Annotated in this window: 17 protein-coding genes; 6 read left to right on the plus strand and 11 right to left on the minus strand. The window is 59.6% G+C overall.

Features of this window, described 5'->3' with window-relative positions:
* Positions 1–61 precede the first annotated feature (61 nt).
* The 4 genes from astD to NE357_RS21575 form a co-directional block, all read right to left on the minus strand.
* Complete coding sequence (gene astD / locus NE357_RS21560; RefSeq protein WP_169431535.1) at positions 62–1,528, minus strand: succinylglutamate-semialdehyde dehydrogenase; 1,467 nt, start codon at positions 1,526–1,528, stop codon at positions 62–64.
* Positions 1,525–2,553, minus strand: a complete 1,029-nt coding sequence (gene astA, locus NE357_RS21565) for an arginine N-succinyltransferase (RefSeq protein ID WP_169431536.1) — start codon at positions 2,551–2,553, stop codon at positions 1,525–1,527. The genes astD and astA overlap by 4 nt, the downstream gene beginning before the upstream one ends.
* A gap of 51 nt (positions 2,554–2,604) precedes the next feature.
* Positions 2,605–3,624: an arginine/ornithine succinyltransferase subunit alpha gene (gene aruF, locus NE357_RS21570; RefSeq protein ID WP_064598807.1), complete on the minus strand. Its 1,020-nt coding sequence runs from the start codon at positions 3,622–3,624 to the stop codon at positions 2,605–2,607.
* 223 nt (positions 3,625–3,847) lie between these two features.
* Positions 3,848–5,068: an aspartate aminotransferase family protein gene (locus NE357_RS21575; RefSeq protein ID WP_064598809.1), complete on the minus strand. Its 1,221-nt coding sequence runs from the start codon at positions 5,066–5,068 to the stop codon at positions 3,848–3,850.
* Positions 5,069–5,374: 306 nt separating this feature from the next.
* Here NE357_RS21575 and NE357_RS21580 point away from each other — a divergent pair, with 306 nt between their 5' ends.
* Complete coding sequence (locus tag NE357_RS21580; RefSeq protein WP_169431537.1) at positions 5,375–13,105, plus strand: dermonecrotic toxin domain-containing protein; 7,731 nt, start codon at positions 5,375–5,377, stop codon at positions 13,103–13,105.
* Positions 13,106–13,163: 58 nt separating this feature from the next.
* Here the strand turns inward: NE357_RS21580 and argR are convergent, their stop codons facing one another.
* From argR to acs, 7 genes are all read right to left on the minus strand, one after another.
* Complete coding sequence (gene argR / locus NE357_RS21585) at positions 13,164–14,144, minus strand: transcriptional regulator ArgR (RefSeq protein WP_085607460.1); 981 nt, start codon at positions 14,142–14,144, stop codon at positions 13,164–13,166.
* Between the two features lie 111 nt (positions 14,145–14,255).
* The gene (locus NE357_RS21590) at positions 14,256–15,020 is read right to left on the minus strand and encodes an ABC transporter ATP-binding protein (protein ID WP_003227281.1); all 765 of its coding nucleotides are present in this window, start codon (positions 15,018–15,020) and stop codon (positions 14,256–14,258) included.
* A gap of 23 nt (positions 15,021–15,043) precedes the next feature.
* On the minus strand, positions 15,044–16,156 hold the full coding sequence (locus tag NE357_RS21595) for a succinylglutamate desuccinylase/aspartoacylase family protein (protein ID WP_169431538.1): 1,113 nt from the start codon (positions 16,154–16,156) through the stop codon (positions 15,044–15,046).
* A gap of 1 nt (position 16,157) precedes the next feature.
* Positions 16,158–16,856 (minus strand): ABC transporter permease, encoded by a 699-nt coding sequence (locus NE357_RS21600; RefSeq protein WP_011335540.1) that lies wholly within the window; start codon positions 16,854–16,856, stop codon positions 16,158–16,160.
* The gene (locus NE357_RS21605) at positions 16,853–17,542 is read right to left on the minus strand and encodes an ABC transporter permease (protein ID WP_007951063.1); all 690 of its coding nucleotides are present in this window, start codon (positions 17,540–17,542) and stop codon (positions 16,853–16,855) included. The genes NE357_RS21600 and NE357_RS21605 overlap by 4 nt, the downstream gene beginning before the upstream one ends.
* A gap of 91 nt (positions 17,543–17,633) precedes the next feature.
* On the minus strand, positions 17,634–18,407 hold the full coding sequence (locus tag NE357_RS21610; RefSeq protein ID WP_169431539.1) for an ABC transporter substrate-binding protein: 774 nt from the start codon (positions 18,405–18,407) through the stop codon (positions 17,634–17,636).
* A gap of 698 nt (positions 18,408–19,105) precedes the next feature.
* Positions 19,106–21,061 (minus strand): acetate--CoA ligase, encoded by a 1,956-nt coding sequence (gene acs, locus NE357_RS21615; protein WP_169431540.1) that lies wholly within the window; start codon positions 21,059–21,061, stop codon positions 19,106–19,108.
* Between the two features lie 452 nt (positions 21,062–21,513).
* Between acs and NE357_RS21620 the strand changes: the two genes are divergently transcribed.
* From NE357_RS21620 to NE357_RS21640, 5 genes are all read left to right on the plus strand, one after another.
* The gene (locus tag NE357_RS21620) at positions 21,514–21,774 is read left to right on the plus strand and encodes a DUF2790 domain-containing protein (protein ID WP_047599663.1); all 261 of its coding nucleotides are present in this window, start codon (positions 21,514–21,516) and stop codon (positions 21,772–21,774) included.
* A 553-nt stretch (positions 21,775–22,327) separates the two neighbouring features.
* Positions 22,328–23,578 carry a ribonucleotide-diphosphate reductase subunit beta gene (locus NE357_RS21625; RefSeq protein ID WP_007951068.1) on the plus strand — a complete coding sequence of 417 codons (1,251 nt, stop codon included), beginning with the start codon at positions 22,328–22,330 and terminating at the stop codon, positions 23,576–23,578.
* Between the two features lie 347 nt (positions 23,579–23,925).
* A complete protein-coding gene (locus NE357_RS21630; RefSeq protein WP_169432686.1) occupies positions 23,926–24,456 on the plus strand; it encodes a BRO-N domain-containing protein in 531 nt (176 codons plus the stop codon).
* 114 nt (positions 24,457–24,570) lie between these two features.
* A complete protein-coding gene (locus tag NE357_RS21635) occupies positions 24,571–25,284 on the plus strand; it encodes an HNH endonuclease (RefSeq protein ID WP_169431541.1) in 714 nt (237 codons plus the stop codon).
* 119 nt (positions 25,285–25,403) lie between these two features.
* On the plus strand, positions 25,404–26,390 hold the full coding sequence (locus tag NE357_RS21640; RefSeq protein ID WP_169431542.1) for a hypothetical protein: 987 nt from the start codon (positions 25,404–25,406) through the stop codon (positions 26,388–26,390).

The raw sequence follows: 26,390 nt of genomic DNA on the forward strand, positions 1-26,390 counted from the left end.
CAAGCCAGCTCCCACAGGGACCTCATCGCCCTTGTGGGAGCTGGCTTGCCAGCGATGGGCATCACGCCATCTTCACGCCAGGCGTCAGGGCCGCCGGCAACACCAGGCTCGGGGTTTCCAGCGAGGCCACCGGGTACGCGCAGTAATCCGCCGCGTAATAGGCGCTGGCGCGGTGGTTGCCCGAGGCGCCGACACCGCCGAACGGCGCGCTGCTCGCAGCCCCCGTCAGTTGCTTGTTCCAGTTGACGATCCCGGCACGGCTTTCCAGCCAGAACTGCTGGTAGCGCTCTTCGGAATCCGACAGCAGGCCAGCGGCCAGGCCAAACGCGGTGTTGTTGGCTTCAGCAATCGCGGCTTCGAAATCGGCGTAGCGGATCACCTGCAGCAACGGACCGAACAGTTCTTCGTCGGAACGATCGGCAACCGCCGTCACATCCACGATGCCCGGAGTCAGCAGCGCCGACTGCGCCTGCGGTTGAGTCATTGCCAGCAGCGACACTGCGCCGTTGGCCAGCAAATGTGCCTGGGCATCCATCAAGGCTTTTGCCGCGCCGAGGGAAATCACCGAGCCCATGAACGGCGCCGGCTGCTGATCGAACGCGCCGACCTCGATGGTCGAGCTGACTTCCACCAGACGCTTGAGCAGGCTGTCGCCCCACGCGCCTTGCGGCACCAGCAGACGACGGGCGCAGGTGCAACGCTGACCGGCGGAAATGAATGCCGATTGAATGATCGTGTACACCGCAGCGTCGAGGTCCGCGACCTGATCGACCACCAGCGGGTTGTTGCCGCCCATTTCCAGCGCGAGGATCTTGTCCGGACGCCCGGCGAACTGCTGGTGCAGGTGATTACCGGTGCGGCTCGAACCGGTGAAGAACAGACCGTCGATGCCCGGATTCGCCGCCAGCGCGATCCCGGTTTCACGGGCGCCTTGCAGCAGGTTCAGAACGCCGGCCGGCAGACCGGCTTCGATCCAGCACTTGACCGTCAGCTCGGCGACTTTCGGGGTCAGCTCGCTCGGTTTGAACAGCACGCTGTTACCCGCCAGCAGCGCCGGCACGATGTGGCCGTTCGGCAAGTGGCCAGGGAAGTTGTAAGGGCCGAACACCGCCACCACGCCATGGGGCTTGTGGCGCAACACGGCGGTGGCGTCGCCCAGCGGGCCGCTCTTCTCACCTGTGCGTTCGCGATAGCTTTGCACCGAAATCGCAATCTTGTTGACCATGCTGGTGACTTCGGTCGCGGCTTCCCACAACGGTTTACCGGTTTCCTCACCGATGGTGCGGGCCAGTTCGTCGGCGTGTTTTTTCAGCGCAGCGGCGAACGCTTCGAGCACGCTGATGCGTTCTTCCAAGGTGCGACGGGCCCAGCTCGGGAACGCCTGACGCGCAGCCTGCACGGCCGACTCGACCTGAGCGGCAGTGGCACCCTCCCCCGACCACAGCACTTGCTGGGTCACCGGGTTCAGCGATTGAAAGGCCTCGCCCTGACCGGCCAGCCACTCACCTGCGATGTATAGCGAATTCATTGTTTGGACTCCCGGGCAGCGGACAACGCCACGGCGCGAACCTGATCGCCAGCGTTGAGTTGAAGACGTTTGGCGGTCAGCGGATCGACCACCAGCGTACCGGCGGCCAGTCGGGCTGGCGCCGCCGTGATGCGGCAGTCTTCGCGTTTGCGGTTATGGATGATGAACGGCGTGGCGTCGTCGCCCGGGGTGCCGATGGCCAGCACCAGCGCTTCGCTGTCACGCACCGCGCGGATCTTGCTGGTCTCGCACTCGATGGCCGGGCCGGCGTCGAAGATGTCGACGTAACCCTGATAACTGAAGCCTTCGCTCTTGAGCATCGCCAGCGCAGGCTCAGTGTCCGGGTGCACCTGGCCGATGACGTTGCGCGCGTCCGGCGACAGGAAGCAGGTGTACAGCGGGAATTTCGGCATCAGTTCGGCAATGAATGCCTTGTTGCCCACACCCGTCAGGTAATCGGCCTGGCTGAATTCCATCTTGAAGAAGTGACGGCCCAGACTTTCCCAGAACGGCGAACGACCGGCTTCATCGGATACGCCGCGCATCTCGGCAATGATCTTGTTGCCGAACAGCTCCGGGAATTCGGCGATGAACAGCATCCGCGCCTTGGACAGCATGCGGCCATTGAGGCCGGTGCGGTAGTCGGCGTGCAGGAACAGCGAGCACAGCTCGGAGTTGCCGGTCAGGTCGTTGGCCAGGAACAACGTCGGAATCTCGCGATAGATGTTCAGTTCCTGCGAGGCGCTGACGGTCAGGCCGACGCGGAAGTTGTACCACGGCTCGCGCAGACCGACGGCGCCGGCAATGGCGGAAATCCCCACCACGCGACCGTTGTCGTCTTCGAGCACGAACAGGTAGTCCGCGTCGCCACGGCCGGCTTCACCGCGAAAGGTCTTCTCGGCCCAGCCGACCCGGTGGGTCAGGCGCTCTTCGTTGGCCGGCAAGGTGGTCAGGCCGGTGCCGGTGCTGCGGGCCAGGTCGATCAGAGCGGACAAATCGCTGCTGCGTACGGGACGAACAATCATGCTACCTCCTCAAACGGGCCGCCGTGGCCACCCGTGAAACTCGCTAAGGCGTTAAACCGCCACCAGGCGCACGCTGGCACCTTCACCGACGCCCAGGGCTTCGGCCGCTTCCAGATCCAGGGTCACCGGTTTGCCCGGCGCGTAATCCAGCTCGAGCAATACCGCGCGGTAATCCTGCAACTGGGCATTGGCCACCAGATACTGGCGACCGGCACCTTTGACCGGCTCGCCGAGCTTCACCGGTACCACACGGCTCTGGGCGATCGAGCGGATCCCCGAAACGCGCGCATGCAGGGTCGGGCCACCGTCGAAAATGTCGATGTAGTGATCGGTCTCGAAGCCTTCGCGCATCAGGATGTCGAAGGTGATCTGCGCACGCGGGTGTACCTGGCCCATCGCTTCCTGGGCGGAATCCGGCAGCAGCGGCACGTAGATCGGGTAATGCGGCATCAGTTCGGCGAGGAACGTACGGCTTTTCAGGCCACACAGACGCTCGGCCTCGGCGTAGTTCAGGTCGAAGAAGTTGCGACCGATGGCGTCCCAGAATGGCGAGTCACCGTTTTCATCGCTGTAACCGACGATCTCGGTCACCACCGAATCGGCAAACCGCTCCGGGTGGCTGGCGACGAACAGCAGACGGCCACGGGAGTTGAGTTCGGCCCAAGGCGAACCCACCAGCTCGCGCTGCACGTAGAAACTGGTCAGCAAGCTGTTGCCGGTCAGGTCGTGACATTGCGAGAGCACGTGGATCTTGTTGTGGATCTTCAGTTCGCGGGAAGCATGCACGAAGGTCTCGTTGCGAAAGCTGTAGAACGGCTCGGAATAACCGGCCGACGCAACGATCGCCGAGCAGCCCACCAGTTTGCCGGTGGCGGTGTCTTCCAGGACGAAGAAGTAACTCTCCTCGCCGTTGAAGCTCACTTCGGCGGCAAACGAGGCTTCGCTCGCGGCGATCTTGTCGCTCAGGCGTTCAACGTCATCCGGCAAGGAAGTGACACCAATCGGGCTGTCCGCAGCCAGACGCTGTACCTCGCCCAGATCAGCCATTTGCGCGGGGCGCATCACCAGCATGGTGTCACTCCTTTCTCTTATTCATTCACAGAAAAATAACCGGGCAGCTACTGCATACACAGAGATCAGTGTGGGAGCGGGCCTGCTCGCGAAAGCGGATTGTCAGTCAACATTTTCGCTGTCTGACCCACCGCTTTCGCGAGCAAGCCCGCTCCCACATTTGATTTTGCCCGGCATCAAAATTGGGGTCAGCGCCTGATCAAGTCAGGCGCCGAAGGGTCTATCAGGCTTGCGTCAGTTTCGCGGCAGCACGTTCAAAGCGGTCCAGACCGGCGTCGATGTCCGCGTCTTCAACCACCAGGCTCGGGGCGAAACGGATCACATCCGGGCCGGCCTGCAGAATCATCAGGCCTTCTTGTTCAGCGGCGTTGAAGATGTCCTTGGCCTTGCCTTTCCAGGCGTCGCTCAGCACGCAACCGATCAGCAGACCGAGACCACGCACCTGGGTGAACAGGCCGTACTTCTCGCCGATCTGTTGCAGGCGGGTCTTGAACTTGTCGTGCTTGGCGTTGACGCCGTTCAGCACCTCAGGGGTGTTGATCACGTCGATCACCGCTTCAGCCACGGCGCACGCCAGCGGGTTGCCGCCGTAAGTGGTGCCGTGAGTGCCGACGACCAGATGCTTGGCCAGTGCTTCGGTGGTCAGCATCGCGGCGATCGGGAAACCGCCACCCAGGCTCTTGGCGCTGGTCAGGATGTCCGGAACCACACCGAAATGCTGGTAGGCGAACAGGTTGCCGGTACGGCCCATGCCAGTCTGCACTTCGTCGAACACCAGCAACGCGTTGTTCGCGTCGCACAGTTCACGGGCGCCTTGCAGGTAAGCCAGCTCGGCCGGCAGCACGCCGCCCTCACCCTGGATAGGTTCCAGAACGACCGCGCAGGTCTTGTCGGAAACAGCGGCTTTCAGCGCCGCCAGATCGTTGTACGGCACGTGGGTGATGCCAGTGATTTTCGGACCGAAACCGTCGGAGTACTTCGACTGGCCACCGACGTTCACGGTGAACAGGGTGCGGCCGTGGAAGCTGTTGAGCGCGGCGATGATTTCGTACTTCTCGGTGCCGAAGCGATCGAACGCGACGCGACGGGCCAGCTTGAAAGCGGCCTCGTTGGCTTCGGCGCCGGAGTTGCAGAAGAACACGCGCTCGGCAAAGGTGGCGTCGATCAGCTTGTGCGCCAGGCGCAGGGCCGGCTCGTTGGTGAACACGTTGGACACGTGCCACAGCTTGTTCGCTTGCTCGGTCAAGGCACCGACCAGCGCCGGGTGCGCATGGCCCAATACGTTGACGGCGATGCCGCCGGCGAAGTCGATCAGCTCGCGGCCGGCCTGATCCCAGACACGGGAACCGGCGCCACGCACCGGAATGAAAGCGGCAGGCGCGTAGTTGGGAACCATAACCTGGTCGAAATCGGCGCGTTGTACCGCAGCGTGCTCAACGGACATCGGAGTCTCCTGATGAGGGCCACCCGCCTGAAACTGGCGAGCGATGGGGGGATTGTAAGGACAGTTTTCAGCCCGGCCTTGTCGCCAAGCGACAACTTCTTATAGCGCAAACCCCGGATTTTCCCGGGTTTACGGCAATGCGACATATAGCGTCGCAAAGGCGCAGTTTAAACCGTCGACAGCAATTGCAGCAGGCCCAGGAAGATATCAATTGCCGCAGCGGCCAATGTCATAACTATGTACCGCACTTCGTCGAAAGCATTCTGATTTGCTTGAGCCCTTTCCGAACATCAAGGCGCACTCGACATGCAGTCACTGAACGAAGGGCAATCGCCGGCAACCCCAGCCGCTGTCCCGCTCAACCCACCCGCTCACTATCAACCCCTCATCAAGGGCATTCCTGAATGGCTGCCCCTCGCGTCCCCGGCCAGACGCAAGGCACTGAGCAACCCTCAGCGGCCGGTCAGTGACCGGATCAAGGCTGCACCGCGAGCCCGGCACGACGATCTGCGAACCGCCATTGCCGAACACATGAATACGCAGAACGCCATCGACCGGGACCTGATGCACCTGCAAGACATCAAGGCGTTTGCCGAACCGTTGCTCAAAAGTGCGCTGAAATCACGATTTGGCCTGGATCTGGACACCCAGGAAACATTTCTGCGCCTCTACATCCCGATCACCCCCCCAGGCCTTTCCATCCGGACAGGCTCCAGAGTCTGGACCGTTTCCCTGCTGGAAGCCGCACTGCACAATTTCGAAGAAGAGGAACCCCACGAAAGCGGTTCATGTTTCATCTCCCGACCGTCCTCCCAAGGTCAGTTCGAGACGCTGCCGCACGTCAACGAAAAGCTCAGCATCACTGCATTCACCCATCTGTGCCGAGAGCTGGATATTGGCGCGGGCTACAAGAACTTTCTTGAACAGAGACTGGGCGTCACCGACCAGGTCGTCGCAACCACCCTGCACCCCAGAATCAAGGCCAGTCAGCGATCAGCGCTCAAGGCCGCCCTGCAACTGGCGCGGATGAACGGAGACATCGACGAGGTCTGGTTTCGCATGATCGAGGCCCTGATCGACGGCGTGCAGGGAGTGCGAATGAACCGTCAGGCGCTGCAATGTCAGGACTTGACGATGATGTCCGCCACCCTGACGGGAGTTGTCATTTTTGCCCCTGATCTCGAACAGGCCAACGCGCCGGCGGGATTGGTGGCCTACCTGCCTGACGATCCCGAGCACCCCGTCAAGCAGTACGCCTCGTCGGTTGAAATGGCAGTAGAACTGACCCGGCAATTGCGCTCGCCGGACTACCAGCGCTATTTCAGCCGATTCGTACTGCACGAGCAGCGAGGCTACTTTTTTTCACAGCTCAATCACCGCCTCAGCCGGGTGCAGTGGCATCAACCTGAACGGGGTAGCCAGCAGCCTGCCTGGCGTGACACGCCGCTCGATCGCCCCGATCTGCAGCTGGCCGTCTCCCCGATCGCCGGTGATCTGTGGCAGCACCTCTACCAACGCAAACTGGACAAGATCCTCAATGACGCTGCCGTCATCGCCGTTGCCACCGCCACCGTGGACCGCAATGCCCGTTGGGCGTTGTGGGACTCGTTGGTCAACGTCGCGTCGTCGCTGCTGGAAATCGCTTCGTTTGTCGTGCTGCCGTTCGTGCCGTTTTTGGGTGAAATGATGATGGCGTACATGGCCTATCAGTTCGTTGATGAAGTGTTCGAGGGGGTCGTCGACTGGGCGCAAGGCTCGGCCGCCGAAGCCGGCGAACACCTGTTCGCGGCGCTTGAGTCATTGATTCAGCTGGGGGCGTTCGGCATTGGCGGCAGCATCGCGATGGCCGAGCTTCCCGGGGTCCTGCCGGCAAGCGTCGTGTCATTCATCGACCGCTTTCAGCCGGTCAAGCTGCGCAACGGCAAAACCCTCTACTGGAAACCCGATCTGAAACCTTACGAGCGTCAGGTCCAGCCGCCCGAAGGATCCGGGCCCGACCGGCAGGGACTGTACCGACACCAGGGAGAAAACCTGCTCACTCTCGATCAGACGCATTACGCCGTCAGCCCGCATGAACATCCCGACAAGCTTTACATCGAGCATCCGAGCCGGGCAGATGCCTATCGCCCCTTCGTACGCCATAACGGCGAAGGCGCCTTCCACACCGAGTTAGAGCAACCGCTTGAATGGGACACCACAACCGCATTGCAACGGATCGGTCACAACGTCGAATCGATATCCCCCGCCCGACGCGAGCAGATCCTCAAGGTCAGCGGGTATCCGGAAGATGCGCTGCGCAAAATGCACGTCAACCAGGAGCGCTTGCCGCCGCTGCTGGCCGACAGTATTCATCGCTTCAGGATCGATCAGGACCTGCAAGACTTCATTGAACGTATCTCCAGTGACAGACCCGAGGTCTATCTGACCGCAGATCCCTTGACCCAGCTGCAGATTCTCAAAGAACAGAACTTATGGCCCGACACTAAAAGACTGCGTTTTATCAATCTGCAAGGCGAGATCGCGTGGCAATCCTCAACCGATCAAGAGCTTGCGCTGACCGAGATTCGCCAGGACAGCCTGTCCAGTGGCGATTTGCTCAAGACCCTGATCCAGACCCTCAGTGAATCGGAAATCAATACGCTGCTCGGGGAAGATTTCGGTGAGAGGCTCGCCCTTGATGCGCGTGCGCGCAAACTCAGAGCCAGGCTTGCGCAGATCGCCCGGCAGCAGCGCAGCTCACTGTTCGAGGCACGCTATCAAGCGCTTCAACATCGCGAGGAGCCCCTGTTCAGGCGTGCGGCCCTGCATGAACCGCAATTGCCCGCCAGAATTACCGAAGAACTGTTGAACACGGCCACCGGTTCGGAACTGGTGGCGATCAACAAAGGACAATGGCCAGAACGGCAGCAGGCCCTGACAGAACACGCCAGACAGGAACTGCGCGTCACTCGTGCCTTCGAAGGGCTGGTACTGGATTCGGTGCACAATCCGGACACCGACACCCTGGCGCTGCACAGCCTTCAACTATTGCCGGGCTGGTCGGCTGACGTACGCCTTGAAGTCCGCGCCCAATCCCGGGAAGGGCAATTGATCGACAGCACCGGCCCCGTCGAGGCCCCCATTCAGAAAGTGCTGGTTCTCAAATCCGGGGGGCTCTGGCAACCGTACGACGAACAGGGTCTGGAACTGCACGGCTACACCGATTTCTACACTGCCGTCCTGCAAGCCCTGCCGGACATGCAGAGAAAAGCCTTGAAGCTGCAGATCGGCGAAGGTGAAAAGCTCAGGCAGGCCATCCGTGACAATCCAATGGCACGCAGCGAACTGCGACTGGCGATCATGCCCGACCCTGTGCCGCCTCCCACCATCGATACGCTGCGATTGCTCGGCACGGACGGCTACTCCCGCAACCCGCCAACGACCTCGCAAACGCCCCGCACCCTGGACAACCGGATCAGGCAGGTCTATCCGGGAATGTCCGAAGACGAACGACTGATCATGGCCCAGCGCCTTGAAAGCCACCCGGACGGCGCACTCGCCGAGCTGTCCCGGCTGCAACTGGAATACGCCCAACTTGATAGCCATCTCAATCAATGGCTGTTCGACTTCCCGGAGATCAACCCGGCAAACGGCACCCGACGCTCACAGGAGCAGCAGATGGCCGCCATCCGTGATCGCCAGACATTCGCCAGCGACCTGCGCAGCTGCTGGCGCAGAGAAATTCGAGGCCCGAACGGTTACCAGATGCGCTTTTCGGAGCCGCTGGCAGGTGACCTCCCCGCCTTGACGGCCGACTTCTCCCACGTCAGCAGCCTGGAGCTGATCGGCAGTGGCGAGCCAGGCGCGGTGAGCGACTTTCTCGAAAGCTTTTCGGGGCTGGTGCGAATGGAACTGCGCGACTTCGATCTGCACAATCTCCCGCCACGCCTGACGAATTTTCCGGGTCTTAAACAGTTGACGCTGCAAAACTGCCGCGTCGTCCTTACACCGCAAAACCAGTCGATCCTGTCGACCCTCAATGCCCTGAGCACACTGGATCTGGAGGGCAATCCACTGGGTGCCACGTTCGATTTCGGCCTCATGCCGGACCTGACTCATCTGAACCTTTCCAGTACAGGCATCTCCCAAGTCCCCACAGGCATACTGGATCATCCGCGCCTCATCAGCGCATGGCTTACCGACAACCAGATCACCACGCTGCCGGACGCCCTGTTCGAACAACCGGCCGCGTCCACCGCCGGGTACGATTTTTTCGGCAATCCGCTTTCCGCCGCGACCCGTGAAAAGGTGAAGATCTATTTCAACCGGACCGGCAGCGATCTGGGCGTTCGCCCCGAGCAAGCGGATATAAACCGGGTCAAGGCGCTGTTTACCGACTTGAATGAACGCCAATCCAGCGAACTGATCTACGGCCTGCCTGGCTCGCTGTTACAGGGTCGGCTGCAACTGGATCGCTGGGAGAGCGAAATCACCCGGCTGACCGCCGACCTGGCCACATGGGCGCGGGACACGCCAGACCGTGATCCGTCCACCGGTGAAAGGCTCAATCCCAACGAACACTTCAATCAGTTTTACGAGCGTGAAATATTCGCCGGAAGAATTGAAAGGCTGTGGCGCCACCGCTCGACTGCACATCCGCTGACCAGAGCGGACGTGTTCTCGGCGCAAGCCACATTCATCGGCGACATGCCCGAGCTGTCGGCAGATTTCAGTCATATCACCGCACTGTCGCTGAAGGGAAACAAACACATTCAAGCCACCTCGCCATTTCTGCAAAGCTTCCCCCGACTCAAGCGTTTGATCCTGCATGACTTTGCACTGGAGCAACTGCCACAGTCACTCACGGCCCTGCCCTCACTCGAGATACTGCTTCTCAGCAATTGCGGTGTGACATTTACCGGCGAGCTGCAGATTGCTCTGGCGGCGATGCGCGAGCTTGAATCACTCGAACTGCCCAACAACCCCCTGGGCAGCGCGCCCGATGCAAGCAGCCTGCCAGCGCTCGTCTATCTGGATCTCTCACGCACCGGTATCAGCGATGTTCCTGCCGGATTGATCGGACACCCGACATTGCGAACGGCCATTATCAGCGACAACCGGATCAGCGAACTGCCCGAGGCGTTCTTTGAGCTGCCGGCGGCAGCCAGCGAAGGATTCGACTTCTCCGGCAACCCGTTGACCGCCGATACGCTTGAGAGGATCAAGCGTTACTCCGGAAAAACCGGTCAGGACTTCGGGGTGCTCGCCGAACAGGCCGACATCGATGCCACCCAGGCGCTGTTTCCTACCCTGGACGGCGAAGAGGCCAGCGATGTCTTCTATGGATTGCCCGGCGACCTCGAGCACGGGCGCCGTCAACTCAGGCACTGGAAAGCGGAGTTCGAGCAACTCACCGCCGATCTGGCGCAATGGAAAATGGCAATTCCCCAGACTCATCCTTCCAGTCATCAGCCACTGACACCTGGGGAATTTCTGACGGAGCACTCGGCACGAACTGAGTTTGCCGAGCAACTGCAAACCCTGTGGCGTACGCGAATGCCGGAAAACCCCAGGCGCAGGGGCGACTCCCTGGTAGCCCATCTGGCATTCATCGGCGACCTGCCCACGCTGACCACCGACTTCAGCCATATTCGCGAAGTGTCACTCGTGGGACACGGAGCGCTGAGCAACATTGACGGGTTCCTTCAACCCTTCTCCACGTTGCGTCATCTGGAACTGCATGATTTCAGGCTGGGTCAGGGCCCGCTGACAGCCCTGCGCATGCCTTCGCTGGAACGACTGATCATTGAGAACTGCGGATTGACGCTGACTCCGCAAACCCGGGCAACCCTGTCATCCCTTGGCAACCTGCAGTACCTGAACCTGAGCCGAAACCCGCTGGGGACACCTCCCACCCTCGAAACATTGCCGGCCCTGGTTCAACTGCGCCTGGCCGACACCGGCATATCGAGCCTGCCGGATGGCCTGTTCGAACATCAACGACTGGTCTTCGCCACCTTCGAACGCAACCTGATCCGCGAACTGCCCGACCTCCTCTTCGATATCTCCGCCCGCCCGCCCAGACAACTCAACCTTGCCGGCAACCCGCTGTCGCCCGCCATGCGTGAACGCATCAAGGTCTGTTATCGGCAGTTCAGGCAGAGTTTCGGCGTTTCAATGCCATGGGAAGAAATCCAGCGGATCCGCGCTCTGTTCCCGTCCCTGGACGACGAAGGTGCCAATCGAGTGTTGTACCTGCTGCCGGGAACGCTTGATGACGGCCGGTTACAGATCCATCGCTGGGAAGCCGAATTGCGGCAACTGGAAGATGACCTTGAAAGCTGGGTGACCGCGATTCCTGAACGCTATCCGGCCACCGACCTGGCGCTGACCGACAACGATCGCTCCGACGAACGCTCCAGCCGCATGATGTTTCGACTGGAGATCGAATCATTCTGGCGCGACCGGTCCCCGGAGAGCCCCGAAAAAAGGACCACGGTGCTCAACCTGAATCCGGCTTTCATCGGTGATCTGCCGACCTTGAGTGCAGACTTTGCTCACGTCACGGTACTCGCGATCACCGGCAATCCCCAACTGCGTGCCGGCACCGGTTTCCTGCGAGGGTTCACCGGCCTCGATTCGCTTGAGCTGCGCGACCTGGCATTGGCAGAGGTTCCGCCGGCACTGACCGGGATGCCGGACCTCCAGCAACTGGTTCTGAGCAACTGCGCGATCGTACTGGATGACAGGGGCAGCGCCACACTGTACTCGCTGAGGCACCTGGTCAGGCTCGACCTTTACAACAATCCGTTGGGCCGGCTGCCGGATATCCGCAACTGGCCGGCACTGGAATTCCTCGATCTTTCGAACACCGGGATTACCGGGCTGCCACCGGGCTTGCTCGATCCGCCCTGGCTGGAGACGGCATTGCTGAGCGGCAATCGCCTTACCGAACTGCCCGCGGAGATCTTCGACCTGCCTGCCTCCGCCAGCAACGGCTATGACTTGGGCGACAATCCGCTGAACGCGGCCACCCGCGAGCGCATCAAGGACTACTTCCGTCGGACCGGAGAAGACCTTGGCGTACTGGCCGAGCCGTCAGACATCGCACGGACCCGGACACTCTACCCAACCCTGAACGATAAACAGGCCAGCGATTTCATTTATCACCTCGAAGGCACGCTGGTCGACGGTCGAGTTGAACTGACGCGCCGGGAAGCCGAACTGGACAGACTGCTGGGCGACCTTACAGCCTGGGAGTCCGATATACCGGTTGATCCCTTGACCGGGCTGCCGCTCAGCCCGCGCGAGCGCCTGGCGGAAGAACAGATCCGGTCGGCACTTCGCGAAGCACTGCTGAGGTGCTGGCGCAAAACGCCGGTGGAAGGGGCAAGCACGGCTGGCCACCATTTCACTTCCCGGTTGTCGGTCATGGGTCAATTGCCCACGCTGAGCGTAAGCTTCAGCCATGTGTCGGACCTGTACCTGACCAGCATCAGCGATCACTGGCCGCGAATCGGCCGGTTTCTCGAGGCATTTCCCAGTCTGGAAAGCATCGATATTCGAGGCTACGACCTGGCTGGCATCCCTCAAGCCATCTTCCACATGAGGCGACTCAACACGTTGAGCCTGCCCTCCTGCAGAATCACGCTGTCGCCGAGCGACGTGGCCGGGCTGAACACGCTGGACGGTCTTGATCTGCTGCATCTGCACGACAACCCCCTCGGTCTGACACCTGACCTCAGCAACCTGCAGGGGCTGACCGATCTGGACCTGAGCACCACCGGCATCAGGGAAATCCCCCACGGCGTACTGGAGAATTTCAACTGGATGGAAGTGGATCTGTCGGGCAATGAAATCACTGAAATGCCCGACGAGCTCATGGAGGTGCCTGCGCATGTCGGCGATCGCTACGACTTGCGCGGCAATCCATTCTCCGCCCGGGCCATGCAGCGAATCCGGGCCTACTACCAGCAAACGGGAATGACACTGAACGTCGACGGCGTAATGGTACATCCGCCGGTGCGAACGCGCGCCGGGGTCGAAATCGAAGATTGACGAACGCCTGAAACAACAGCGCCATGGACGTTGCCTCCATGGCGCTGCTGCAGATCAATCAACCGCGCTCTGGCGGCACTGACGATAATTCGAACGGGCTGCTGCTGCGCCGCTGGTTGCGGTCCTCCCGCGGCGTGGCGCCGAAGAAGTTGCGGTAGGCGCTGGAGAAATGCGGCCCCGAAGAGAAACCGCACGACAGGCCGATCTGGATGATCGACTTGCTGGTTTGCATCAACATCTGCCGGGCCTTGTTCAGGCGCAGCTCCAGGTAATACTGGCTCGGCACGCGGTTGAGGTACTGCTTGAAGATCCGCTCCAGTTGGCGACGGGACACGCACACATGCTGGGCGATCTCGTCGGTGGTCAGCGGCTCTTCGATGTTGGCTTCCATCAGCAGCACCGCCTGGGTGAGCTTTGGATGGCTGGAGCCGAGACGGTTCTGCAATGGAATGCGCTGACGCTCGCCACCTTCACGGATGCGTTCGACCACCAGTTCTTCGGAAACCGCACCGGCCAGTTCCGCACCGTGATCGCGGGCCAGGACGGCCAGCAGCAAATCGAGTACCGACATGCCGCCGCACGCGGTCAGGCGATCGCGATCCCAGTCGAACAGATGGCTGGTGGCGATGACTTTCGGAAAACGCTCGGCGAAATCGTCCTGCCAGCGCCAGTGCACCGCCGCGCGGTAGCCGTCGAGCAGGCCGAGTTGCGCCAGCGGGTACACACCGGCCGACAGACCGCCAATCACACAACCGGCACGCACCAGTTGTTTCAGCGCGCTGCTGAGCGCCGGCGCCAACGTCGTCGGTGGCTCATCGGCGAGCAGGAACAGTTTCTGGAAATTTTCGAGTTTGCCGGCCCAGGGTTCGCCGGGCAGTTGCCATTCACCGTCGGTCGGTGCTTCGGCCTGCAGGAACGACAGCTCGTAAACCACGTCCGGATGCACACGCTGGGCAACACGCAAGGCCTCCTCTGCCAGCGCCAAAGTCAGAGCTTTAGTGCTGGGCCAAATCAGGAAACCAATTCGATGGGCAGTCATGGCGGGCGATCCGAAACGTAAACAGAGGGAAAAACCGAAATCGGCTGCAACCAAATTAGACCATCTGGCGCGCTGCGCAGCATGACCTAATCTGGTGCATAACGGGAGCGATTACTTGAGGCTGCCCGAGAGGAATTGTTGCAAACGTTCCGATTGCGGATTGACCAGCACTTCACGCGGGTTGCCGCTTTCTTCGACGACGCCTTTGTGCAGGAACACCAACTGGTTCGACACTTCACGGGCGAAGCCCATTTCGTGGGTCACCACCACCATGGTCCGGCCTTCCTGAGCGAGGGCCTGCATGACTTTCAGCACGTCACCGACCAGTTCCGGGTCGAGGGCAGAAGTCGGTTCGTCGAACAGCATCACTTCCGGTTCCATCGCCAGCGCGCGGGCGATCGCCACACGCTGTTGCTCGCCACCGGACATGTGCCCCGGGAACGCGTCTTTACGATGGGCCACGCCAACCTTGTTCAAGTAGTGCTCGGCTTTCTCGCGGGCTTCGGCCTTGGACACGCCCAGCACGTGAACCGGCGCTTCCATGATGTTTTCCAGCGCGGTCATGTGCGACCACAGGTTGAAGTGCTGGAACACCATCGACAGGCGCGAACGCATGCGTTGCAGCTGTTTCGGATCAGCCGCTTTCAGCGCGCCGTCCTTGTTCGCCACCAGTTTCAGCTCTTCGTTGTTGAGCAGGATCTTGCCCGCGTGCGGCTGCTCAAGCAGGTTGATGCAGCGCAGGAAAGTACTTTTGCCGGAGCCACTGGAGCCGATGATGCTGATCACATCGCCGGCGGCCGCTTTCAGGGAAACGCCCTTGAGCACTTCGTGACTGCCATAGCGTTTATGCAGGTCTTGGACTTCAAGTTTGTACATGCGGTCGGTTCTCACAAAAACAGTCAGTCGTTGAGCAAAGGGCCGTCGCGCAGCGCATCGCGCCCCGCCACTTTGGCCAGCCAGAAACCGGGTTGGGCGTAACGCAGCCGCTCAATGGCAAACAGCACCCCGGACGTACCAGCACACACCGTGCTGACCCGATCCGACAGCGGATCGATCACTTCGAAAATCTTGTCACCGGCTTCAACCCACTCGCCGGGCTTGCGCAGAAAACTCACCACACCGGGATGCGGCGGCAGGAGCAATTCAGTGCCCTCGAACGGCATGCCTTCACACGGTTCGCGCCCTGCGTTCGGCCACTCCCCACGGATCAGGCCCTGCTCGGCGAGGAACGCCAGAATGCCTTCGGCCCAGGCTTCGGCCTGTGCCGGCGTGGTGTCAGCCTGACCGCCGAGTTCAACGGTCGTCGCCAGGCACGCCAGAGGAATCTGCGCGTCCGGAAACAGGCGCGACAGACGCAGCCACGGCAACGAACAGGCTTCATCGAACGAGCTGCCGCCGGAGTCTTCCGCCAGCAGGCCGACCTTCACGTCCAGGTGTGCAGCGAGCGAACGCCACTGCGGCCAGTGTTGCGGCAAGGCGTACATGTGCAGTGCGGCTTCGCAGTCACAATGCAGATCCAGCACCACATCGGCGGTGGCGGCATGCTGCAGCAGGATGCGCTGCATGCCTTGCAACTGGCTGCCGGCCTCGGGCAATGCCGCCAGATGATCAGCCATCGCCTGACGGATCAGACGGATGTTGGCGTGCGGATCATCACCGAGTTGTCCTTCCAGCGCAGTGGCCACGGGGCCGCTGAGCTCGACGAAATCACGGTTGAAATTCTTGCCGCTGCCAGCCTCGAAACGCCCCTGATGGTTGCCTTGCAGCAACTGGCCAAGGCCCAGCGGGTTGGCCACCGGCACAAGCTCGATGACGCCGTTGAGCAAGCCCTTGGCTTCGAGTTCGCCGAGGCGTTTTTTCAGTTCCCAGGCGGTGCGCATGCCGGGCAGTTCGTCAGCGTGGAGGCTGGCCTGGATGTAGGCCTTGCGCTCGCCGCTGCCGAAGCGAAACACCGAAATCCGGCGCTCGCTGCCCAGGTGGCTCCACGGCAGAATGTGGTCGATGCGTTCCATATCAGTGCTTCCTCGGGGCCAGGTAGCTCAGCCAGCGACGTTCGGCCAGCTTGAACAGGCGCACCAGAATGAAGGTCAGGCACAGGTAGAACACGCCGGCGGTAATGTACGCCTCGAACGGCAGATAGAACTGCGCGTTGACGGTACGGGCCGCGCCGGTGATGTCGATCAGGGTCACGATGGACGCCAGACTGGTGGTCTGCAGCATCATGATCACTTCGTTGCTGTACTGCGGCAGCGCCCGACGCAGGGCCGATGGCAGCAGGATGCGCTTGTACATCTTGACCCGCGACATGCCCATGGCCTTGGCCGCTTCGATCTCGCCGTTCGGCGTGGCCTTGAGGCTGCCGGCGATGATTTCGGCGGTGTAGGCGCTGGTGTTGATCGCGAACGCCAGGCACGCACAGAACGTCGCGCTGGACAGCCACGGCCAGAGGAAGCTTTCACGCACCGCTTCGAACTGGGCCAGACCGTAGTAGATCAGGAACAGCTGAACCAGCATCGGCGTGCCGCGGATCACGTAGGTGTAAAGCCACGCCGCACCGTTGACCACGGCGTTCTTGGACACACGCATCAGCCCCAGCGGCAGGGCCGCGAGCAGACCGAAGAACAACGACAGCGCGAGCAACTTGAGGGTGGTGACCAGACCGCCGAAGTACAGCGGCAGGGCCTCCCAAATGACGTTGTAGTCGAAGATCATAGATCAGCCGCCCTTACGCCTACCGAGTAGCGCTTCTCAAGGTGACGCAGCGCCAGCAACGAAACACTGGTGATCACCAGGTACATCGCCGCCACTGCGAGGAAGAAGGTGAAAGGCTCGCGGGTGGCGTCGGCCGCCTGCTTGGCCTTGAACATCATGTCTTGCAGACCGACCACGGAAATCAGCGCGGTGGCCTTGGTCAACACCAGCCAGTTGTTGGTGAATCCCGGAATCGCCAGACGAATCATCTGCGGCACCAGCACCCGGAAGAACACCTGGAAGCTGCTCATGCCGTATGCCATGCCGGCTTCGGCCTGACCTTTGGGGATTGCCATGAACGCGCCGCGGAAGGTTTCCGACAGGTACGCACCGAAGATGAAACCGAGGGTACCGATACCGGCGGCCAGCGGATTCAGGTCGATATAGTCGTCATAGCCGAGCATCGGTGCGACGCGATTGAGCAGGTCCTGGCCGCCGTAGAAGATCAGCAGGATCAGCACCAGGTCGGGAATCCCGCGGATCACCGTGGAATACAGATCGCCCAGCCACGCCAGCCAGCGCACCGGCGACAGGCGCAATGCGACACCGATCAGCCCGAGAACGATGGCCAGGGCCATGGACGACAAGGCGAGCTGAAGCGTCAGCCAAGCGCCATCGAGGATGACAGCCCCGTAGCCTTTCAACATGATTCAGGTCCTCGAAAGTTGGGATGAAAAAATGGCGCAAACCGCAGAGATCCTGTTGCTTGCGCCATTTCGGACGGGTCGAGCGACGTCTTTACTTGCCGTAAATGTCGAAGTCGAAGTACTTGTCCTGGATTGCCTTGTACTTGCCGTTCTCGCGGATGGCCGCGATGGCGGTGTTGATCTTGTCTTTCAGGGCGTCGCCCTTGCGTACCGCGATGCCTACGCCGTCGCCGAAGTATTTGACGTCGGTGAACGCCGGGCCGACGAACGCGAAGCCTTTGCCGGCGTCGGTTTTCAGGAAGCCGTCATTCAACAGCGTAGCGTCCGCCACGGTGCCGTCGAGGCGGCCGGCGGCCACGTCGAGGTAGATTTCGTTCTGCGAACCGTACGGCTTGATCTCGGCACCCAGCGGGGCCAGGACTTCGCGGGCGAAACGCTCGTGGATCGAACCACGCTGCACGCCGATGTTCTTGCCCTTGAGCTCAGTCAGACCTTCGCTGACCTGAGTGCCTTCTTTCATGACCAGGCGGGCCGGGGTGTTGTAGTACTTGTTGGTGAAGTCCACGGACTTCTTGCGATCTTCAGTGATCGACATGGACGACAGGATCGCGTCGATCTTGCGCACTTTGAGTGCCGGGATCAGACCGTCGAACTCTTGCTCGACCCACTGGCACTTGACCTTCATTTCTTCGCACAGCGCGTTGCCGATGTCGTAGTCGAAACCGACGATGCTGCCGTCCGGCGCTTTGGAGGCGAATGGAGGGTAAGCCGCTTCGATACCGATTTTCAGAGGCTTTTCATCGGCGAATGTCGGCAGGGACAGCACGGACAGTGCCAGGGCGCCAAGCAGCACAAGTTTCTTCATCTTGGGACTCCATCGGTAAAGGGCAAAAACGGCAGAGTGAGCGACAGCCCAATATGCGAATGGGTGGAACGAAAGCGGTTGCTGCGTGCGTGGGATATTTCCGAACAAACCCTAAAGGCTTCAACGCGAGCCACGACGAGCGAGTGATCGGCATTCTAACGACAGGCCCGAAGCCGATATTTCTTCAATGCGACAACTAATTACAGATGCACCGAGAAACCCGCTTGAGCACATTGACAGCTCCGCAATTTCATGCAAGAGCGAAAGACAGTGAACCGATCTATGCTGCAAATTGCGGGCCTATTATTCGCAAACCCTTCTAATCCGGCAAGCGCGGGGTGATGTCTTATTTTTCACCGGGGGTTTTGAGGCCCTTAAACAGGGCAATGCGTTTCCGGATGCCCCGTTGCGGAGCGGGCGGTTACACATTCGGTTACGTGAAGCTCCCTGGGTAACAACGGGAAATGTCTTACGCCTGAAATCGATAATTATTGGTTGGATGGTTTTGAGTTCCGACAGCGGACAACACCGGTGCCGTACAAATTGCCTTCGCGAGCAGGCTCGCTCCCACATTGAAATGCAACCCCCTGTGGGAGCGAGCCTGCTCGCGAAGAGGTCAGCAAGCCCACTACAAACCCTGCAGGCATAAAAAAGCCCTGCCCGGCATTACCGGGCAGGGCCTTCTATGGCTCTAACGCTTACGCGACGTTCATGGTCTTGTGCGTATCGATCAGGTGCTGCACCACACTCGGATCGGCCAGGGTGGAGATGTCGCCCAACCCTTCATATTCGGCGGTAGCGATCTTGCGCAGGATGCGGCGCATGATCTTGCCCGAACGGGTCTTCGGCAGCCCCGGCGCCCACTGGATCACGTCCGGTGAAGCAATCGGGCCGATCTCCTTGCGCACCCAGTTTTTCAGTTCCAGACGCAGTTGCTCGCTCGGCTCTTCGCCATTTTTCAGGGTGACGTAGACATAAATGCCCTGCCCCTTGATGTCGTGCGGCACACCGACCACCGCCGCTTCGGCGACTTTCGGGTGAGCGACCATCGCGCTTTCGATCTCGGCGGTCCCCATGCGGTGGCCGGAGACGTTGAGCACGTCGTCCACACGACCGGTGATCCAGTAGTAACCGTCGGCGTCGCGACGGGCGCCGTCACCGGTGAAGTACATGCCACGGAAGGTCTTGAAGTAGGTGTCGACGAAACGGTCGTGGTCGCCGTACAGAGTACGGGCCTGACCTGGCCACGAATCGAGAATCACCAGATTGCCTTCAGCCTCGCCCTCGATGATGTTGCCGAGGTTGTCCACCAGCGCCGGCACCACACCGAAGAACGGACGTGCAGCCGAACCTGGCTTCAGCGCATGGGCGCCTGGCAGCGGGCTCATCATGTTGCCGCCGGTTTCGGTCTGCCACCAGGTGTCGACGATCGGGCAACGGGACTTGCCGACGTTCTTGTAGTACCAGTCCCAGGCTTCCGGGTTGATCGGCTCGCCCACCGAACCGAGCAGACGCAGGCTGCTGCCGTCCGCGCCTTCAACAGCGGCGGTGCCGGAGGCCATCATCGCGCGGATCGCGGTCGGCGCGGTGTAAAGGATGTTGACCTTGTGCTTGTCGACGATCTTCGCCACCCGGGTGATGTCCGGGTAGTTCGGCACGCCTTCGAACAGCAGCGTGGTCGCGCCGTTGGCCAGCGGGCCGTAGACGATGTAGGAGTGACCGGTGACCCAGCCCACGTCAGCGGTGCACCAGTAGATTTCGCCCGGACGGTAGTCGAACACGCGCTCGTGAGTCATCGCCGCGTACAACAGGTAACCGCCGGTGGTGTGCTGCACGCCCTTCGGCTTGCCGGTGGAGCCGGAGGTATAAAGGATGAACAGCGCTTCTTCGGCGCCCATCTCTTTCGGCGCACAGACGGTGCCCGCCACTTTCATCAGGTCCTCGTACCAGATGTCGCGATGCTGGTTCCACTTGATGTCGCCGCCGGTGCGCTTGCACACGATGACTTTCTGGATGCTGCTGGTTTCCGGGTTGGTCAGCGCGTCATCGACGTTGGCCTTGAGGGAAATCTTCTTGCCGGCACGAATGCCTTCGTCAGCGGTGATCACCACTTTCGAGCGGCAGTCGATGATGCGACCGGCCAGGGCCTCCGGCGAGAAACCGCCGAACACCACCGAGTGAATCGCGCCGATCCGGGTGCAGGCCAGCATGGCGACCACGGCTTCGGGGATCATCGGCATATAAATGGTCACCACGTCGCCGCGGTGCACATCCTGACCACGCAGGGCGTTGGCGAATTTGCACACTTGTTCGTGCAGTTCGCGGTAGGTGATGTTGCGGCTTTCGGAAGGATCGTCGCCTTCCCAGATGATGGCGACCTGATCGCCGCGCTCGGCCAGATGACGGTCGAGGCAGTTGTAGGAAACGTTCAGGGTGCCGTCGGCAAACCACTTGATGTCGACGTGGTGATCGTCGAACGACGTCTGTTTCACCGTGGTGAAAGGCTTGATCCAGTCGAGGCGCTTGGCTTGTTCGCGCCAGAAGCCGTCAGGGTTGACGACCGACTGTTGGTACATGGCTTTGTAGGTCGCCTCGTCGGTCAGCGTATTGGCCAGAACCTCGGGACGAACGGGATACAGGGAAGCCGCACTCATCTTTCCTACCTCGGTGTAATAGTTGTTTTTGTATGACCCTGTTGTAGCCGGGGCGCCCGTATAGAACCATTCGACGATGGTAGTAACAAGCCCCTACAAAACATCCAGAAATGACCCAAGCGCCTCTGAAGCAAAGCACGCAACCCTTGCTGGAGCTGGCTTGCCAGCGATTCAGACGACTCGGTTTCCCGGGAAAACCGCAGCGCTGATAACACGATATCCAGCGATTGTTACCAAATCTGCCAAAGGTGTTTATCAAAACCACATCTGTTTACACCCACCCCGCCTCCCTAAAATCTGCCTCGCCGACAAGGCAAAGTGATTAACAACGTTACAGCCCCCACGAAGGCCGTTAATCCAGCTCCGAAGTAACAAAGCAAAACGATGAAGCTCCACACGCAACCCCAAAAAGGTTGCGTGACCCCACTCGACCTCAAGAAGGTAAATTTCAGATGAAAGCTTTATTGGTTCTGGCCCTCAGCAGTCTGTGCGCAACCGCCATGGCAGACGAGGTTCCGACTGATGTCGCACAGCAACAACCGGCTATCGAGGAATACACTTACTCCACTCACCTGGACATCGCCAAAGTTGTATCGATGAGCGAAGTTCCAAATGTCTGCGAAGTTGTTCCGGCGAAAATGGAGTACGACGACTCCAAAGGTCAGCGTCACATCCTGCGTTACAGCGTGATGGGTAACGGCTGCACCAATTGATGCGTTGAGACTGCACCGAATCGGATCACTCCGCGCAACATCGAGGGTCGATTCCAGCCCGACTTCGGTCGGGCTCAGTTGTGTTTGAAGCGACGTAAAAGGGTTGCAAAACACAAGATATAGTGAAAAACGCGGTTTTTTGCTCGTTTTTTGAGCAATCAATCACACGCCAAAAAATTAATGAAAAAAAATTCTCCGGGGCCAATCCCGGCGAAAGCCCTGTAAACCCTCGCTCCGATCGAAATCACCCCAGCGCTCGACCGCCCTGCGCTGTTTCGCCCTCCCCCACGCCCGTGTTTTTTTCCCTATAATGCCGCCCAATCGGGTCAGCAATATTCCCTTACAGGGATCAAAGCCATTCTGAAGCCCCGCAGCAGCGACAACGCTGACCTGCGCCCGTCAGAGGCTCTCGGAAACCCGAAAAAATTTTCTGTTTATTGCCTGCGTAGCACCGCTGCAAAAAACGACATCCAACGCGGCCTGTACGGCCGTGTGAAAAACCAACAATCAGTTTTCACACGGGCACAGGCCCTCACGCAGGAGACGACACGTCATGCTGAGCTGGGACGAATTCGACAAAGAAGACAGTGAAGTAGCAGCAGTGAAAGGCGCCAACGCCGGCCACGCTAGCGAAGCCAACATGGACCGCCTCGACAGCGCCGGCGGTGCCGCCGCCCTCGAAGCCCGCGCCGTGACCGCCGAAGACTCGGCCGCCGTGGCCCGCGCCAAGGCTGCACTGGATTCCCTCGACGTCGCCGAAGGCCTCGCCGAACTCGAAGGCTCCGCCGCCCGTGTCGCCGTTGACGAAAAGCGCATGATCAACTGCCGCGCCGACCTCAACCAGCTCGTGCCATTCAAGTACGACTGGGCCTGGCAGAAATACCTGGACGGCTGCGCAAACCACTGGATGCCGCAAGAAGTCAACATGACCGCCGACATCGCCCTCTGGAAAAACCCGGAAGGCCTGACCGACGACGAGCGCCGCATCGTGATGCGCAACCTCGGCTTCTTCTCCACCGCCGACTCCCTGGTTGCCAACAACCTGGCCCTGGCCGTGTACCGCCTGATCACCAACCCGGAATGCCGCCAGTACATCCTGCGCCAGGCGTTCGAAGAGGCGATCCACACCCACGCCTACCAGTACTGCATCGAATCGCTGGGCATGGATGAAGGCGAGATCTTCAACATGTACCACGAGATCCCGTCGGTCGCGAAAAAAGCCGCCTGGGGCCTGAAATACACCCGCGCCATCTCCGACCCGGAATTCAACACCGGCACCGTAGAGACCGACAAAGAACTGCTGCGCAACCTGATCGCCTACTACTGCGTTCTGGAAGGCATCTTCTTCTACTGCGGCTTCACCCAGATCCTCTCCATGGGCCGCCGCAACAAAATGACCGGCGTCGCCGAGCAGTTCCAGTACATCCTGCGCGACGAATCCATGCACCTGAACTTCGGCATCGACGTGATCAACCAGATCAAAATCGAAAACCCACACCTGTGGGATGCCGAAATGAAGGAAGAAGCCTCGCAGATGATCCTGCAGGGCACCCAACTGGAAATCGAATACGCCCGCGACACCATGCCTCGCGGTGTGCTGGGTATGAATGCTGCGATGATGGAGGACTACCTGAAGTTCATCGCTAACCGTCGCTTGTCGCAGATCGGTTTGAAGGAAGAGTACCCAGGAACGACTAACCCGTTCCCTTGGATGAGCGAGATCATGGACTTGAAGAAAGAGAAGAATTTCTTTGAGACTCGTGTGATCGAATACCAAACTGGTGGTGCGTTGAGCTGGGACTAATCGTCTCGCGAGACAAGATTTGACGATTGCTGCTTGAGTCGTCGAATTGAGAAAGCAAAAAGCCCCGATTTGATCGGGGCTTTTTTATGGGCGGCTGGTAGCCCTTTTCCATCCCTACGTTGCAGCGCTCAATCTCCTACAGCACTTACAGCCGCTTCGCATTGAAGCCAACTGCAAGCACCTCTAAGCTCAATTGCAGGTGCCTAAGAAACACCCAACGTAGAAAGCTAGATCAGTCACACAGACGCATATGCCGTCGGTGGAGCTGTATCGCTCGTTGGGATTTCTTAAGTCCACTCTACGTTGGGGTCAGGCCCTCCAAAAATCTAAACGTAGAGGTAATGGATATGCCCGATCCTTTTTCTGTAACTGTCTTCTCGCGTCACAACCTCGCTCTACATGCCCTCCTGCTCGAAAACCAAACGTGGTTCTGTGCTCGCGATGTCGGCCGTTTGATGGGTGTCCATCTGTGCGAACGCATGGTCAATAAACTAGACAAGGATCAACGTCGCGTTTTGTGGATTGAGTACTTTCGGCAACCCGAAAAGCAGTTGATGCTCAGTGAATCCGGTGTGTATGCGCTGCTGGTGTATCACTACGTTCCTGGAAACCGTTTGTTGCGTGAGTGGCTAACTCTGCAGGTGGTGCCGGCCTTGCGCGATGCAGAGCACTCAGGACATTCAGAACGACCGATGTTGAGTTTGTTGGATTGGCCGGAGATGTCGTTGAGCCTGCTGCATTGGCAGGATGAAGGCTGGATCCGGCTGCGGGATATGCCTTATCTGCTGAATGATCAGATGCAACGGCGGAGACCGGGGAAGCCTTGGTGGCGAAAGGTTGCGCAGGTGTTTCAGGCTTCAAAGCATTCGATGGGCTAGTGATGGTGGTCGTAGGACCTTGCAAGATCCGTCGATATTTTCTGTAGGAATTTTCGTAGACAGCTTTGGTGGCCACTCAGTATCGTCCGAGGGTTTTCAACCCTCGGCGACTGTATGGACACTTCGAAAGAAAAAACTGGCTGGAGTGATGAGGAGCTAGAAGCTTCTGTAGACGCTTATCTAAAAATGCTGGTTCTTGAACAACAAAATCAGCCATTCAATAAAGCGGACGAGAATCGACTCTTGCGAAAAGGCCCGCTGAGCAAACGCAGCGCCTCTTCAGTCGAGTACCGCATGCAGAACATCTCTGCTGTGATGGATTTATTGGGGCTGCCGAGAATTACAGGCTATGTTTCGGCGAAAAATCTCGGCTCCGGTGTCATTACGCGTATCAAAGAGATCCTGGCTAAAAAAGACATGGAAGCGATACGAAACGGCTCACGAAGAGGCACTCAGCTGACTCGACTCCGGCTGATCGAACCTTCCGCACCTGAATTGAATGATGCGCCCCCGGGTGTACTCAACCCGAAGCAGACTAGCGCGACGGTAGTTAGGCTTTCGCGCAAATTAAATGTGAAAAAATGGGTTCTGAAACGTTCTCAAGGCATTTGCGAAGGGTGTGGCCAAAAAGCGCCATTCCAAGATGCTGATGGCAAACCTTTTCTTGAAGTTCATCATCTGAAACATCTCGTTAACGGGGGGACAGACCGTACGAGCAACGCAGTAGCCCTGTGCCCAAACTGCCATCGACGTTGCCATTACTCGAGCGACAAAGAAGAGTTCACTGCTAAGTTTTATAGGAGCGTCGAGGGGTTAGAGGCTGAATAGCTAGAAGGTATTTGGCAGTCAGCCAGTTAGAACGCATTAACCCAGTTGTCCGTTTTGGGGCAGCTTTACAACCCATCGGGGATAATTTCCCTCCCCCACTCAAGGACCCGAGCCCCACCATGAAATTCGACCTCGCCTACTGCCTCAGCCTCGACGACAAGTTGTCGATCTATGACGTTCGCGATCTCAATTTCGATGAGACGGTGGCGTTTGATTCCGCGAAGGAACACTTCCAGTGCCCCAACGACGCCTGTCGTGCGGCGTTCGATGCTTCGAACGAGTTGGGCACGTTCAACGCCAAGAACGTGAATTACGTGCGCACGCCGCACTTCAAGAATCTGCCCGGTACGCAGCATGTGGCGGGTTGTCCGTATGTGAGTTTGAAGACGTCGGCGTCGGGGGTTGAGGCGGCGGATGGGGAATTGGATGACGGGCGTGAGGAGCATTTCCCGTCGGAGTTGTTGCTGACGCGCCGTGAGTACGTGCGCAAGCCTGCCGCGCCTGCGGGGGGGGCGGATGTGTTGCGGGATGATCCGGTGCGGGTGGCGGCTACCCCCTCAAAAGAATCGCCGAGTCGTGAGACGGCGCCGGACAAGACCAGTGTGTTCGCTCACCCCGTGGAGTGTTTTGTGTCGAACTTCGCGGACAAGGATTTGCTCAAGCGCATGCCGTTGAAGATTGGCGAGCATACGGCGCCGTACAGTTCGTTCTTCAAGAAGATCGAGTACTTGATGGACAACAAGGGGCTGATTTACTGGGGCCGGATCAAGAAGATCGAGGACTTCCACAGCGCCAGTTTCCGGATCGATTTCGAGGACAAGGTCTGGTTCAAGAAGCCGGATGACAGCAAGAAGAAGCCTTATCCGGTCAGTGTCTATCTCAACAAAAAGCTGATCGACAACTACCGCAAGCGCAAGGCGTTTCTGGAAGAGATCAAGCACGCCATCGACAGCGACAAGGAGTTGTTCTGCTTCTTCTATGGCGTGACGCCGGAGTTGAAGCAGGTGCCGGGCAAGAAGAACCCCGAAAAGCCTTTCGAGGTCTTCAATGCCAATATCGAGAACCTGGATCACTTCATCATTCGTGAAGCGCCGGGTCTGGCGTGA

The sequence above is a fragment of the Pseudomonas sp. G7(2022) genome (genome assembly GCF_052660475.1).

Coding starts and splice junctions, on each gene's coding strand:
- astD (WP_169431535.1), bottom strand. CDS start 1,528: ATGAATTCGCTATACATCGCAGGTGAGTGGCTGGCCGGTCAGGGCGAG.
- astA (WP_169431536.1), bottom strand. CDS start 2,553: ATGATTGTTCGTCCCGTACGCAGCAGCGATTTGTCCGCTCTGATCGAC.
- aruF (WP_064598807.1), bottom strand. CDS start 3,624: ATGCTGGTGATGCGCCCCGCGCAAATGGCTGATCTGGGCGAGGTACAG.
- NE357_RS21575 (WP_064598809.1), bottom strand. CDS start 5,068: ATGTCCGTTGAGCACGCTGCGGTACAACGCGCCGATTTCGACCAGGTT.
- NE357_RS21580 (WP_169431537.1), top strand. CDS start 5,375: ATGCAGTCACTGAACGAAGGGCAATCGCCGGCAACCCCAGCCGCTGTC.
- argR (WP_085607460.1), bottom strand. CDS start 14,144: ATGACTGCCCATCGAATTGGTTTCCTGATTTGGCCCAGCACTAAAGCT.
- NE357_RS21590 (WP_003227281.1), bottom strand. CDS start 15,020: ATGTACAAACTTGAAGTCCAAGACCTGCATAAACGCTATGGCAGTCAC.
- NE357_RS21595 (WP_169431538.1), bottom strand. CDS start 16,156: ATGGAACGCATCGACCACATTCTGCCGTGGAGCCACCTGGGCAGCGAG.
- NE357_RS21600 (WP_011335540.1), bottom strand. CDS start 16,856: ATGATCTTCGACTACAACGTCATTTGGGAGGCCCTGCCGCTGTACTTC.
- NE357_RS21605 (WP_007951063.1), bottom strand. CDS start 17,542: ATGTTGAAAGGCTACGGGGCTGTCATCCTCGATGGCGCTTGGCTGACG.
- NE357_RS21610 (WP_169431539.1), bottom strand. CDS start 18,407: ATGAAGAAACTTGTGCTGCTTGGCGCCCTGGCACTGTCCGTGCTGTCC.
- acs (WP_169431540.1), bottom strand. CDS start 21,061: ATGAGTGCGGCTTCCCTGTATCCCGTTCGTCCCGAGGTTCTGGCCAAT.
- NE357_RS21620 (WP_047599663.1), top strand. CDS start 21,514: ATGAAAGCTTTATTGGTTCTGGCCCTCAGCAGTCTGTGCGCAACCGCC.
- NE357_RS21625 (WP_007951068.1), top strand. CDS start 22,328: ATGCTGAGCTGGGACGAATTCGACAAAGAAGACAGTGAAGTAGCAGCA.
- NE357_RS21630 (WP_169432686.1), top strand. CDS start 23,926: ATGCCCGATCCTTTTTCTGTAACTGTCTTCTCGCGTCACAACCTCGCT.
- NE357_RS21635 (WP_169431541.1), top strand. CDS start 24,571: ATGGACACTTCGAAAGAAAAAACTGGCTGGAGTGATGAGGAGCTAGAA.
- NE357_RS21640 (WP_169431542.1), top strand. CDS start 25,404: ATGAAATTCGACCTCGCCTACTGCCTCAGCCTCGACGACAAGTTGTCG.